The sequence below is a fragment of the Flavobacterium sp. UBA7680 genome, assembly GCF_002482975.1.
Lineage (GTDB): Bacteria > Bacteroidota > Bacteroidia > Flavobacteriales > Flavobacteriaceae > Flavobacterium.
This window is the reverse complement of sequence record NZ_DLHA01000054.1, coordinates 143759-157689: the sequence shown is the minus strand read 5'-3', so window position 1 is coordinate 157689 and position 13931 is coordinate 143759. Positions and strand designations below refer to the sequence as shown.

Annotated in this window: 11 protein-coding genes; all 11 read left to right on the top strand. The window is 31.4% G+C overall.

Annotation, left to right across the window (positions count from 1 at the left end; translation table 11 throughout):
* Position 1 precedes the first annotated feature (1 nt).
* Positions 2-334 (top strand): hypothetical protein, encoded by a 333-nt coding sequence (locus tag B3C18_RS22595; protein WP_291152203.1) that lies wholly within the window; start codon positions 2-4, stop codon positions 332-334.
* A gap of 189 nt (positions 335-523) precedes the next feature.
* On the top strand, positions 524-835 hold the full coding sequence (locus B3C18_RS22590) for a hypothetical protein (RefSeq protein ID WP_291152201.1): 312 nt from the start codon (positions 524-526) through the stop codon (positions 833-835).
* Positions 822-1124, top strand: a complete 303-nt coding sequence (locus tag B3C18_RS22585) for a hypothetical protein (RefSeq protein ID WP_291152198.1) — start codon at positions 822-824, stop codon at positions 1122-1124. The genes B3C18_RS22590 and B3C18_RS22585 overlap by 14 nt, the downstream gene beginning before the upstream one ends.
* Positions 1125-1268: 144 nt before the next feature.
* Positions 1269-2324 (top strand): hypothetical protein, encoded by a 1056-nt coding sequence (locus B3C18_RS22580; RefSeq protein WP_291152195.1) that lies wholly within the window; start codon positions 1269-1271, stop codon positions 2322-2324.
* Between the two features lie 14 nt (positions 2325-2338).
* On the top strand, positions 2339-2959 hold the full coding sequence (locus B3C18_RS22575; RefSeq protein ID WP_291152193.1) for a hypothetical protein: 621 nt from the start codon (positions 2339-2341) through the stop codon (positions 2957-2959).
* Positions 2960-3014: 55 nt separating this feature from the next.
* The gene (locus B3C18_RS22570) at positions 3015-4577 is read left to right on the top strand and encodes a hypothetical protein (protein WP_291152191.1); all 1563 of its coding nucleotides are present in this window, start codon (positions 3015-3017) and stop codon (positions 4575-4577) included.
* A 94-nt stretch (positions 4578-4671) separates the two neighbouring features.
* Complete coding sequence (locus B3C18_RS22565) at positions 4672-5139, top strand: phage holin family protein (protein WP_291152189.1); 468 nt, start codon at positions 4672-4674, stop codon at positions 5137-5139.
* A gap of 115 nt (positions 5140-5254) precedes the next feature.
* Complete coding sequence (locus tag B3C18_RS22560) at positions 5255-7558, top strand: mechanosensitive ion channel family protein (RefSeq protein WP_291152187.1); 2304 nt, start codon at positions 5255-5257, stop codon at positions 7556-7558.
* Positions 7559-7891: 333 nt separating this feature from the next.
* Complete coding sequence (locus tag B3C18_RS22555) at positions 7892-8425, top strand: OmpH family outer membrane protein (protein ID WP_291152185.1); 534 nt, start codon at positions 7892-7894, stop codon at positions 8423-8425.
* Positions 8412-9011: a hypothetical protein gene (locus B3C18_RS22550; protein WP_291152183.1), complete on the top strand. Its 600-nt coding sequence runs from the start codon at positions 8412-8414 to the stop codon at positions 9009-9011. Before B3C18_RS22555 ends, B3C18_RS22550 begins: the two co-directional genes overlap by 14 nt.
* Before the next feature lie 10 nt (positions 9012-9021).
* Positions 9022-13929, top strand: coding sequence for a hypothetical protein (locus tag B3C18_RS22545; RefSeq protein ID WP_291152180.1), 4908 nt, complete (start codon positions 9022-9024; stop codon positions 13927-13929).
* The last annotated feature ends 2 nt before the right edge of the window (positions 13930-13931 follow it).

The following is a 13931-nucleotide window of genomic DNA, read 5'->3' as shown; positions in this document are numbered from 1 at the left end:
TATGGAAAAACACAAGCTGATAGAAAACTTAAAAAAAGAATTAAAAACGATTATAACAAGTAGTTATAAAGACATTAAGCCTCAATTAGAAAAAGATCTCAACATTTTCTTTGAAATATCCAAAGAAAAACTCGAACGCTGGATTATTCTTTTTTCATCTGGTGATTTAACCGAAGAAGAGTTTGAATGGCTTTTAAAAAGTCAGTTAGATTTAACCGTATTACAAGCGTTACAAACAGCAGGTTTATCAAAAATAAAGCTGAATGCAATTAAAAATAACATCATAAAAATAATCATTCAAATTATTACCAGTTTAATTATTCCTGCTGTTTAAGTTTCTTTTTCAAGCTTAGAGAAGAACATTAAAAACCACTGAAACTACTGATTACTAAGCCATAAAATCTTGATTAACGAGTAAGCAAAGCTTATTTTTACAGTATCAAATAAAAACTATTTCAAAGGTTTCGCGCGCAGATTATGAGATAGTATTTGAGATAATTTAATTTAAAAAACATAACAAAGAATGAAAGATTTTATTATTGATGAAGACTTATTAATCATAAAAGGAGAATATAAAGATGATCCTAAAGGAGATTTCGCCATCAAAGATGCCGATCAGCAAAACATAGAACATTTACTATTAAGCCAAAAAGGAAGTTATAAAGAGTTCCCTATTCTTGGCGTTGGAATTAAAAAATATATAAACAGTCCGGATGCAACATCCAGACTTAGATTAGAAAACGAAATAGACAAACAATTATCGTATGACAACTTTCATGTAAAAACATTAGATGTTAACGATTTACAAAACATTAAAATCGATGGAAACTATTAAACCACAAGAAAATCAAAATATTTTTGACATGTCGCTTCAAGAATATGGAAGCATAGAAAAGGTATTTGACATTTTAGAAGACAATGATCAATTTGATATCACAGATGACATTTCTGTTTATGAAGATTTAAAAGTTGGCAGAGAAGCTTTTAAAAAGGACATTGTTGAATATTACAATTCAAGGAAACTAAATCCTGCAACTTCTATTACTGATGAAGAACAATATTTATTGGATAACTTCTCCGGAATTGACTACATGATTATTGAAGATGATTTTATCATTTATTAAATAATTACGCAAAATACAAGACTTCTCCGTTTTAGAAATCTCTAAAACTAAAACTGCTTTCAGCAGCATTCACAAAACATAAAAAACTATCTCTATAAGCATATTACACATGACTTACAGGCTAATCTATATCTAAAAATAAATATGGCACGTACAATTGCTGAAATACAGAAAGAAATTCTGGATGAAAAAGAAAAACAATCCTCTCTAGCTGGATTAACAAATATCTCAAAAACAAGCATTTGGCAACTTTGGGTAAACATTGTAGCAACTGCTATTTGGGTACACGAAAAAATAGTAGAAAAGAATGCCTTAATATCAAGACCTCATACCTTGAACTGGTATCGTGATCAGGCATTAAACTTTCATTACGGAGTACCTTTAACCAGTAATGGAGTTTCGTTGATTTGGAAAGATGGTTCATATCAATTTGACACTACAAAGCTGGATGAAGCACAAATTGAAGATTCTAAAATTATAAAATATTGTGCTGTAAGTGAAATTGATTTAGAAACGGTTCTAGATCCTGAAAAAAAACCAGTAGAAATTTTCTCAGACTATTTTCATAATAAAGTTGGGGTTGTTTTTATAAAAGTAGCTACAATAAAAGGCGATAAAATTTCAAGAATTGATGTGCCAAATGAACTTTTTGCATTTAAAGAATATATTGCTAAAATTAAAGATGCTGGAAATCAAGTATATATTACTTCGGATGATGGAGATGTCTTAAAACTAAAACTAAATGTCTATATCGATCCTTTAACAATTAAGATCAATCCAAACGACGTTGAATATTATCAATTAAAAAGTTTAAACACATTATCTACAGAACAAGCTGCCAAATTAGCAAGCTATGGCGAAGATTATAAAACAGATGAGAAAAACGGATCATTGATATTAAAAGAAGCAGTATTTCCCGTTGTCGATGCTGTAAAAGATCATTTAAAGAATATCGAATTCAACGGTGCTTTCGTCAAAACTTATCTCGTTGACGCTATTCAGAAAGCTCAAGGTATTAAAATTCCAATTTTGACAAAAGTTCAGACTTCTACAGCAAGAAATCTTAATGAAGGAAATTCTGAGCTATTTGATGTAAGCAACATTGAATATTTCATTCCAAGAGCAGGATATTTTGATCTGGACAATATTACCATTGAAGTCAATTACATTCCGTACACATTTTATAGAGATAACCAATAGTCAAAATATATACAATGAATAAATACACAATTTTAAAATGGGAAAAACTTCTGTTGTGGCTTGTCCCTCCTATTCTCCGAAAAAAAACGCATGTTCATTGGCTTAACGTTTTAATTGCACCGCTTCAAAGTCTTTATGAAGACATCTTGTATAAAATGCAGCATACAGGACAGGTAATTTATCTGGAAAAAGTATTAAATGAAGCCTTTAACATAACAAAAAAATATGACCCTAATTTAAGCATTCAGCAGAAACGACTAGAAGGATTAATTTACATAGATGAATCTGTCAAACCTTCATTACAATATGTATATCTCCATAAAGAATATTATGAAGACCCGAATGAAACTTTAAGAATTCCGCAGCTAAAAGTTTTCAAAAATGATGACTACAAAAATAAGGACAACAAACCTGTTTATTTGGCACACCGCAGCGATTACACTCAAGTAAACTATGCCAATTTTAGAGTATTCATGCCAAAATTTTTAATCACAAACAAAACAATAGATATAGAAACTAACGAAAATAGTTTTAAATCTCACTCAGAAGCCATTAAAATAGCTACCAGAGAATATCACGATCTTTTAAATTTCTATAAACTAGCTGGTAAAAGTTACGAAAGTTATTCTTACTGATAAATTAAGAGTTAAACTAAAGGTAAAATTAAAACAGATATTAAAATAAATAAAAATGAAACAAGTAAATTTTAGTCATCCGGGAGGTTTTCCTCTTGAGCAGGAAACTTTAGAAAGACTTCAAACAGCTTATCGAACTGAGTTATACGGCGCTTTTAAAAGTCATTTAGGCCTTAAAACAAATAAAAACTACATTATAGCGCACGCAACTAGTGCAGCAAAAGGATGGGCAGTAATCCATAAGGATGAAAAGAATTTAGCTCTCCCAGGCATTTTATATCCAATTAAAGAAGGATCAAATACGGGATATTTAAAAACGATTCAAACTGGAACAAGCCTTATATATGGAACAGGTGTGTCTCAAACCGCCTATTTTGATTATGAAGCTATATATATTAGTGAATCTCAATATTTAAGTCGTCCAACAAATCCTAACAATACTGATACTTCAACGGTAAATTATTATAATTTAGGAAATGTGGAAGATTTTGAAATTATAAAGGATTACAAAACGATTGAAACTGACATCGATTTAATCAATAAATCTTATCTTCCTCTTGATGGATCAAAAGCCATGCAAGGAGATTTGGATTTAGGATCTCATTTACTAACAAAATTAGATGTAAAAGAGTCGTTTGCCTCATGTGTGCGAGTTGTTGATTTTAGACTGGGGTCAAAAGATAGAAAAGGCATACTAAACCCTACAGAACCTTCAGGAAGAGCATTAACAGATAGTAGTGACCAATATAAGACAAGTCTAAGTTTAAATTATCAGGCTGATTGGGAGAATACTTACATAGGTGGAAAAGTATATTTAAATAATGTAAATACAAGTGTTGAAGATTTTGAGACTTCTGATCATTCTGAAAATTCTTTATTATTAATGGACAATTTAAATCAAGTTATGAAAAGCAATAACTTGCTAAATTCATTACTTCGTAGAATTACTGATTTAGAAAAAAAATCTGGGACACCAATTGGAATGATTGCTATTTGGGGAAAACCAGCACCATTTCCAGAAGGATGGGAAGAGTATGTGCCTTTAAGAGGTAGAATGCCTATTGGGTTAAATATAGCTGATTCCGATTTCACAACTATAGGTGATTTAGGAGGAAGCAAAAGTAAGAAATTAGAAATTTCCGAAATCCCTTCCCACTCTCATAAATTTGTCTCTGACAATTATAATCTAGGAACAGGTTTACGTTTTGGAGGCAATGATGGATTTCAGACCGGCTTGGTCAATCAAGAAACAGAAACAACTGGAGGCGATATACCTTTTTCATTAATGAACCCTTATAGAGTTGTACATTTTATTGAATATACAGGACGTTCTCTTGCCACAACTGCCTTGACAACACCTCCAAATTTAATAGTACAAAAAGTGGGCGCTACATTTGTTGATTTATCTTGGGCACCCATATACAATGATGTAGGTATTGCTAATTATCTGATCTATAAAAACAATATTTTATTTGCAACAGTAAATAATATAGCATTCTTTACTGTTAATGGGTTATCCAGAAGCTCATCTTATGATTTTTGCGTAAAAGCACAAGATGTGGCAGGAAATACATCTGGTGAAAGTAATACTATACGAGTAAAAACTAACTTACTATAAAATATCAATTTATAATTACAATCTTTTGGGGTTTATACCCCAAAAGATTTCTTATCTAAATCCCCCAAATAAATCTCTAAAAACAAAACCGATTATGAACAAAATTTCAGAATACTCAAACGAATTAAAACTACTCGTCTATGCTATTTTTATTTATTTAGAGATGGATACAGGAATTGTTAAAGTGTTATTTTATTTAATGATAATGGATACCTTTTTAGGAGTTATCAAAACAATAGTATTAAACAATCATTTTAGTTTTAAAAAACTGGCTGTTGGATTTGTTTCCAAATTAGCTGTGTTGTTAGTACCAACTGCTTTAGCATTAATGAGTATAGGACTTAACTACAACTTTAAATGGTTTGTAACCGCGGTAATGGATTTACTTATTGTTAGTGATGGTATTTCAATCATTAGTAATATTATTGCTATCAAAACAAAAAAAGAAGTCGAAAATTTTGATGCAATGACACTAATTCTAAAATCAATTCGGAATCGTCTAATACAGCTTTTTAAAAGGATTTTAATTACCATAGATCCTAAATTTCATATAGAAAAATAGATTTCTTTATGAAATAGACCTGTTATTCTACATAAAAAACAATTAAATTTGGAGACCTTAAATCACCAAATTAATTATGAATTCAAAAAGAAATTCTTATTTATCCGCCTTACTAATGATACTTTTTTTCGCATCATTTTCCTATTCACAAACTACAACTTCAAAAACAGAAAACAAATCTAAATTATTTGAAGAAACAGCAACAGACAGTGACTACTTAATGTCTATTGAAAAAGCCGGAGATGTTTTGCAATCGGCTGCAAATGATGCCGAATTCGAAGGAAACACTTTTCATTTGTTTGGAGAAATTAAACGAACCGAAAGTAAACTCGATTTAATATTAGCAAGTTTAAAAGGTGCAAACCCGAACGTTCGAAACCAGCAAATGTATCGTATCGTTTTAAAAGAAATCGAACAGGAATTAAACGATCAAAATAAAGCGATAGATCACCACAATGCAAATCTGGAAAAAATTAAAAGTAAAATTCTTGATCTGCGCAAAGACAAAACTCTTTTTACGCTTATAAAAGATACCATTCGCAGAAAACAATTTAAAACAGAATTAGGTAGTCTTAAAAAACGATATCTAAAAACGGACAGCCTGATGACCAAAAATCAGGAAGTTTTAAATGTCAAAAAAAGACTGACAGTAGAACATAAAATTGCAGTTTCAAATGCCCTAACAACCGTAGAAACAAAACTCGAAAAATCTGGAATCAGTATTCTTAAAAAAGAATATCCATCATTATGGAGTACAGATACTACGACAAAAAAAGTGGTATCGCACAACATTAAAGCAAAAGTTATAATCGAAGAAAATGTTGCTGCTTATTATTTAAGTTACAAAGCCGGCGGATTAATTACGTTATGTTTCTTTATGGGACTTTTGGCTTGGTATATTTCACGTAATTTGAAATACTTAAAATCTAACGGTCATGCCGAAAATCTTTCTCTTTTTAACTTTAAATATTTAAACAGAGGCGTTATTCTGCCTGTAATCGTTATAGGCTTAAACATTGCTATAGTCACAAATTTATATGCTCCTGCCCTATTTTTAGAACTGCTTCAATTAGGTTCATTAGGTGTGCTTACAATTTTATTTAAGAATGATTGGTCTGGAAAATCAATGCGCAACTGGCTATTGCTTTTCGGATTATTTTTTGCCCTTTGTTTTCTGGATCTTTTCATTGAAGTTGGCTTGTTTCAACGCTGTTCTTTTATTATTATAAATATTCTGGGAATTCGATATGGCTTAGTCCAAATTAAGAGCTTAAAAGATCAATTGTATATTAAAGGATTCTTTAAATGGGCCAGCATTATTTTTATTGGATTAAATGGATTATCAATTCTTTATAATATTTTCGGAAGAGTTTCGCTTTCAAATATGTTGAGTTTAACTGCATTTATTTCGCTAACACAGATTGTTGCTTTAAGTGTTCTCTTGAAAATAATTCTGGAAATAATCCTTTTACAGATTTACACCACAAGAATAAAACGTGGAATCGAAAAAATATTTGATTACGAGAATGTTTCTGATACACTAAAAAAACCATTTATAATTATAATCAGTTATATGTGGCTAATTGTAATTGCTTCCAATTTAAACATTTGGGAGTCATTACGTTCTTCTCTTGGTACTTTACTAAGTCGTCCAAATACCATTGGAAGCATCACTTTCACTTTAGGGAATATTGTTCTATTTTTCATTATTGTCTGGGCCGCGCATTTACTACAGAATTATGTGGCGTACTTTTTTGGAGAAATTGAAGACGAAAACGAAGAAAACATCAACAAAAGACAGCATTCTAAATTACTCATTACAAGACTTATTGTTTTAATTGTAGGTTATCTTTTAGCCGTTGCCGCTTCTGGAATGCCTTTAGACAAACTGAGTATTCTTTTAGGAGCTTTAGGAGTCGGTGTGGGACTTGGACTTCAAAATGTCGTAAACAATTTTGTTTCGGGTATTATTTTAATTTTTGATAAACCAATTCAAATTGGTGACGTTATTGATATTAGTTCTGAATCCGGACGTGTAAAGTCGATGGGATTGCGAACAACCAAAATCAATGCTCCAAATGGTGCCGAAATCATTATCCCGAATGGTAATTTATTATCTCAAAATATTACCAACTGGACTTATACGGATAATTTTAAACTGGTAGATATTTCTATTGAAATTAGCGGCGATGCAACTCCCAAAGATATAAATGCAACTATTTTAAATTCTCTTGAAAGTCTTCCTTTAGTAAATAATACCAAACCATCTCAAGTTTATTACAATTCTATTTCTGATGGAAAATTTAAAATACAGATTAAATTTTGGTGTAGTATTTATCGTACTGAAGAGACTATAAGTACAGCTAAACAAGTTTTGTTTAGCAATTTTAAAGCTAAGGGGTTGACTTTTTCGACTTAGAAATTAGCAGTTTAACTAAATTCTGAAAAGAGCGGAACCTTAAGGTTTTGATCTTTTTTAATTTTAAAAAATCGTATTCAAATTATATTATTCCGATTAAAAAAAATTGTGATAATGTGGTTTTCCGTAAAAAAAATTAAATATAAAAATTCATATTTGTATGATTTTTAGACACGTTTTAAATAGTTTTTATTTAAAATATTTTATTACTCAATCAACAAAGCATATAATTATCTAAAAATCAATTAGTTATAATTGTTAGAAAAATAATACATATCTGATTAAATTAACAATTAATTCATTAATATTGTTAAAATTATCCTAATAAACAAAATGAAAAAAATTCCTTTGTATGCTGCTTGTCTGGCAGTTATTTTAAGTATTGTCGCAATCTATTTTGCAAAATCAAGTTCAGAGTTAGTATATGTTGATGTTAACAAATTAATTACTGGGTATAGTAAAACAAAAATTGCAAAAGCTGAGTTTGACAAAAAAGCTTCTTTAATGAAGGCTAATGTTGATTCTTTAATAAGTAACTGGCAAAATGAACTAAAAAACTACGAAAAAGAAAGAACCTCTTTATCTCCTAAAGAATTAAAATTAAAACAAGAGCTGTTATCTAACAAACAGCAGCAAATTAATGGCTACCAGGAAGCTATTCAGAAAAAAATCCAGGAAGAGGATAAAAAAGTAACACAAACCGTAATTAATGATATAAACGATTATATCAAAGAATATGGAAAAGATCATAATTACAAAATCATATTTGGCGCCAGCGGCGGAGGAAACATTATGTATGCTGATGAATCTACCGACTTAACTGAAGAAATTTTAAAAGGCCTTAATGCTGAATATGACAAAAAATAAACTTTTAGTACTTCTTTTAATAATATTCATTTCCTCTTGTAACAAAACTTTTGATACACCAGAGGAAATGAATGATTTTATACAGAATGAAGATAACGGTTACCATTACAAAAAAAACGTTGCCGATGTAGATTATGTTTTACAATACAGACCAACTGATTTATTAGTAAAACAAGAATTATCAGATAATAATAATTCTCAAATAGACAAATTAAGAAAGCAATACAGTAAATACATGTATTTCAATCTTTCTATGTCAAAAAACAATCAAGAATTATTAAATGGTGTTGCGCAGGATAAAGCTAAATTTGGACAAATGGTCAATGAACTGGCTTTTGGAATGGAAGAAAAACTGCATGTTTATACTCCCACAAAAGACACTCTCGCCCTAGCCGACTTTATTTATCCACGAATGTACGGTATGAGCAATTCTACTTCTATTATGATTGTATATCCGCGCGATGAAAAATACCTGAAACAAGACTACCTAAATTTTGTAATCGAAGATTTAGGTCTTGAAACCGGAGACGTTAAATTCAAATTAAATACCAAAGCCTTAATAAACGAACCACAATTAGCCTTTTAAAACCAAAACCATGACCAAATACCACAAGCACCATCGCATAATTGCTGTTTTTTTCTTGTTGATATTTTTCCCAACATTATTGCCTAATAATTTGTTTGCTTCTAATAATGGACCAAAATCGCCTGAAGCGGCAGGTTTTGAACCGGTTGATGCTACAGATATGGTGAATTTAATTACCGGTCAATATAGTTACGTTTTACCTCTTTTGAATGTTCCTAGCCCTGAAGGAGGATATCCAATTGCAATGGCCTATCATGCCGGTATAGGAATGGAACAAGAATCATCATGGACAGGATTAGGCTGGAATGTAAATCCAGGCGCTATTGATCGAAATATCAATGGATATCCAGATGATTATAATTCTTCACATCTTAACGAATATTTCTATGATCAAGGAGGGCAGCAATATGCTTCATTTGTTTCTGTAGGTTATAGTGTTGGGGTTGCATCTGTAAGTGTTGGTCTTAACTGGGGCAGCAATCAAGCACTAGGAGGTTATGTAGGTGTTGGTGTGGGGTATGATGCAGGAAGTGTTAATGTTGGTATTAATGCCAGGGTTGGTACTTCAGGTGCATCAATAGGTGTTGGTTTAGAATTTGAAGGCGGACTAACTGTAGGCATAAACGCTAGTACGAATGGCAGCGTAGGTGTAACAGCTGGTTATGCTAATACAAATGGAGATGGGTTTAATGTAGGTTATAATACCTCCGGTTCATATTCACTGGGCTTTGCTGCTGGAACAGGAAACAATAATGCCGCATCACTTGATATTAGCTTCTCATCAAATGGAGTGGGTATTAGTGGGGACGTTAAAAATAAAAACTCCGCAGGTAAAGTAGTTGGCGGAGGGGGTATTGGGTACAGTATGCAGTTTAACAATACTGTAAAAATGGGAGATTACAATAGTAATAAAAATAGTTGGATGGTTCCTTTAGTAGTTCCTACTCCATATGGAATTTTTAGCTTATCATTTGGAAAACAATCTTTTAAATATTGGCTAGGAAAAAACAAAGAAAATTATATTACTGGTCCCCTTTATTTTCAAAAGGGTGTTAATAATGTACTTAGACAAGAATGGGCACCTGAACAGTATGATGAAAATGGAAGAATAATTAGTGAGGGATATTGGTATGATGTTTTTGTTGGCGAAGCATTTATGGATATTAATGAAATACCCCTTGAATCAAATTCGTTTGCTACTTCAACTGATCTAAAAATCAACAATGCTACTTTTCCAAGTTATGATAGTTATAATATTCAAGCGCAGGGTTTATCCGGTTCAATGTCATCACCTTTATATGAAAATGGTGCATTATATGGCTTGAATGGAAAGGAAAATGAGAGTCTTTTTGATGTGTGGTATAATGTAAATGGTAGTTCTCAGGCGCCTGATTTTGCCAAATTCGATGGCAAACCAGTATTTTATTTGGAGAATGAAATTAGTAGTTATATTAACGTTCAAGCTGCATCTTATAATAGTACATTAACTAATACAGACATACTAAATTCTTACAATAGTGGCAGCACAGAATTAACAGCAAAATCAAGACGTAAAACCTCTACTTTTATTGAATATTATACTAATGAAGAGATAACAAACCCAACTACAAATCTTACTTTAAAACAAAATGGCTACTTACAACCCAATGCTAGCGGTCTTGATAGAGTCAATTTGCCCAAAGAAGGTATTGGCGCATATAAAATCACCGCAAGCGATGGAAGAACATATCATTATTCTCTGCCTGTTTATAATCACGAAGTTATAACAAGAACATTTGGCGCAGTTTTGAAAAATACGGAAGAATATCAATCTTACTATGAGAAAAGACAATTAGAACCATATGCAACACACTGGTTACTTACTGCTGTTACTGGACCTGACTATGTTGATAATGGTGATGGAGTTGCAGGAGAGGGAGACTTAGGATATTGGACCAGTTTTGAATATGGAAAATGGACTGATGCATTTGTTTGGAAATCTCCGTATAAGAAAGAATACATAGTTGATGAAAAAAACTCTAATATAAAAACTTGGATTAGAGGGAGAAAACAGTTGTATTATTTAGATAAGATAAAAACAAGAACACATACTGCTCTTTTTATTAAAAGTGAACGAAATGATGCACCATCAGAAGCATGGAATTATTCATCTGTAAGTCATATCAACTCAAACCCGGGCTCATACTCACCAAGATTCAGTATTCCTTCACAGAATCAACTAAGACTTGACAAAATCATTTTATTAAAAAACAACGACGATGTTTCTAATAAAAGTTACGGAACAGATTTAAATCAAAATGTTAACATTTCTTATCCGAATTCTGAAAAAACACTTGTAAATGCTAAATACAACATGAAAGACAATGTACTGGATACAGGTGATAATTGGTCTTTATGTGTTTCTAAAGCAATTAAAGTTATTGATTTTACTTATGATACAAGTTTGGTGCCTGGAGATAATCGCTTAACATTAAGAAATGTCAATTTTAAAGGAAAGGCAGGATCGAATGTTTTGCCTCCTTATAAATTCGATTATATTAATGATACAAATACATTTAACATAGAGAATGTAGATGGCTGGGGTTATTTATTAAATAAGCCTTCAACATTTTCATTAAATAAGATTACAACTCCTCAAGGAGCAACTATAAATATCTCTTATGAGGAAAATAAATTTATAAGTAGTGTATCACAAACATTAAATTTTTCAAGTGTAAACAGCACCTACTTTAAGGCTGATGCAAATATTAATGAAACTGTCACTCCATTATCAGCAATAATTACAGTTGGAAGCAATAATAACTACCCTATAAACGTAGGAAAAGTAGTAGAGGTTGGTTATAGTAATTTTTTCTATAACGGTAGTGGTGTTTTATTACGAAATTATAAAGGACCAGGTCATGTTGCTGCTATTATTGAACCTGGAAAATATCAAATAGTGTTTGATGGATCAATTACAGAAACTTATACTCCAAATTGTGTTGGTTGTTCAAGTGGTGGTGGAGGTATTAGATCTAAAACGTTAGGCGTTAACATTCTTTTAGAAAATATACCAAACACTGGTGGAGGTATCCGTGTTTCAAGTTTAAAAACATCTGATGGAATAAATAGTTTTGTTACAGATTATAAATATGGGCAAAATAACGATGGAATAGGATATGTTAGTTATGTACCATATTCTCAAAATTTAGCAAAAGAAATTCCTTATAGTTCTGAGTTACCAGCTCCGAGAGTTATGTACGAATATGTAACGATGAATACTCACAAGGAAGGTATGCCTTATGAAAGTGAGATTAGATACAAGTTTAATGTTATGAAAAGTAAAGATCCTAATAAAGTAAAGTATGGTGATTTTTATGAAATTATAGAAACAAAAACTCCAACTGTAACTAACAACCAAAATAAAGAAATTAATATAAGTTCTTTTACCGTTAAAGACAATCTGGCCGCTATAGGTCAATTACTTGAAGTTTCAACTTTTAACAATAAAGGACAACAACTAAATAAAATTATTAATTCATATTATGGCACATCAGACAACACAGCCAATATTGGAATTAATCAAGAATCTTATCAAACTTATAAAACTGTAGATTATAAATCAAATTCAGCGACTACATTAGACAAGTGGATGATCAACTCTTCAACAAGAATCAAGTATCCTAACATAATGAAGTCATCAACAGAACAAAGTAAAGGATATACATATACAACAGAATTTTTAGATTATGATCTTATTTCTGGTGTATCTAAAGAAACGAAATCATTCTCAAGCGATGGACAGTCTTTAAAAACCAGGATTATTCCTGCGTATCTAAAATACTCTGACATGGGTTCTAAAGTTGATAAAATTGATAACAAAAATATGTTGTCTCAAACAGCTGCAAATTATACATATATTTGGTCTAAAGGCGATAATGCATGGAAAGAAACAGGAGTAGGAATAACTACATGGAGTAATATCTGGACATACAAAGATATTGCCGGAACTTCTGTATCTGTTCCAGATACAGCACCAGCTAATCAAAAAATCTGGAGAAAACATAAATCTTATGTTTGGAATGGTGTCAAAGATGCAAATGGTATTTTTACTAATTATAATTCAACCACGGGAAGTAAAGACGATGATTTTAACTGGACAATTGGGGTTGGATCACAGCCATCACAATGGAAACAGATTTCTGAAGTAACCCTTTATGATCATTTTTCTTCTGCCTTAGAAATGAAAGATATAAACAACAATTATACTGCTTCTAAAATGGGAGATAAGGATTCTAAAATTACCGCTGCCGGGAATGCTCGATATGGTGAAATCTTTTATTCGGGTGCTGAAACTAATGATGGAATTTGGATAGATCCTGAAATTTCTATCACCAGTACTTCTATGCTAAATGGTTCCATTTTTCATACAGGAAAACGATCAATTGAAACAACATCAACATCAAAAATGACAGTTTCAATGAAAAATAATGAACATGGAGCCGGGAGATATAAAGTATCTGTTTGGGTTGAAAAGAGCAATGCTGCAAAAGCAGCCATAAAATTGAACAACACAATTGTTCCTCTAGTGAGCGACAATATTACAGCCGGAAACTGGCAGCTTAAAACAGCTTATATACAACTTCCTTTAACAGCTTCTGTAATTGATTTTTGCTCATTAGACACTTCAAAAGTATATTTTGACGACTTAATGATTCGTCCAGTTTCATCTTCTATTAGTGGATATGTATATAATGAATGGGACGAACTTACATACATTATTGGAAATAATGGACTGGCTACAAAATTTGAATATGATAATGCAGGCAGATTAATTAAAACATCTGCTGAAGTGATAGACGATCCTGCTAATGGTATTACAACAGGCGGCTTTAAAGTTGTGAAAACAAACATGTATAACAATAGATATTTAAATTAATC

What these genes read in the sequence shown, in the direction of transcription:
- B3C18_RS22595 (WP_291152203.1), top strand. Translation starts at nt 2, where the DNA reads ATGGAAAAACACAAGCTGATAGAAAACTTAAAAAAAGAATTAAAAACG.
- B3C18_RS22590 (WP_291152201.1), top strand. Translation starts at nt 524, where the DNA reads ATGAAAGATTTTATTATTGATGAAGACTTATTAATCATAAAAGGAGAA.
- B3C18_RS22585 (WP_291152198.1), top strand. Translation starts at nt 822, where the DNA reads ATGGAAACTATTAAACCACAAGAAAATCAAAATATTTTTGACATGTCG.
- B3C18_RS22580 (WP_291152195.1), top strand. Translation starts at nt 1,269, where the DNA reads ATGGCACGTACAATTGCTGAAATACAGAAAGAAATTCTGGATGAAAAA.
- B3C18_RS22575 (WP_291152193.1), top strand. Translation starts at nt 2,339, where the DNA reads ATGAATAAATACACAATTTTAAAATGGGAAAAACTTCTGTTGTGGCTT.
- B3C18_RS22570 (WP_291152191.1), top strand. Translation starts at nt 3,015, where the DNA reads ATGAAACAAGTAAATTTTAGTCATCCGGGAGGTTTTCCTCTTGAGCAG.
- B3C18_RS22565 (WP_291152189.1), top strand. Translation starts at nt 4,672, where the DNA reads ATGAACAAAATTTCAGAATACTCAAACGAATTAAAACTACTCGTCTAT.
- B3C18_RS22560 (WP_291152187.1), top strand. Translation starts at nt 5,255, where the DNA reads ATGATACTTTTTTTCGCATCATTTTCCTATTCACAAACTACAACTTCA.
- B3C18_RS22555 (WP_291152185.1), top strand. Translation starts at nt 7,892, where the DNA reads ATGAAAAAAATTCCTTTGTATGCTGCTTGTCTGGCAGTTATTTTAAGT.
- B3C18_RS22550 (WP_291152183.1), top strand. Translation starts at nt 8,412, where the DNA reads ATGACAAAAAATAAACTTTTAGTACTTCTTTTAATAATATTCATTTCC.
- B3C18_RS22545 (WP_291152180.1), top strand. Translation starts at nt 9,022, where the DNA reads ATGACCAAATACCACAAGCACCATCGCATAATTGCTGTTTTTTTCTTG.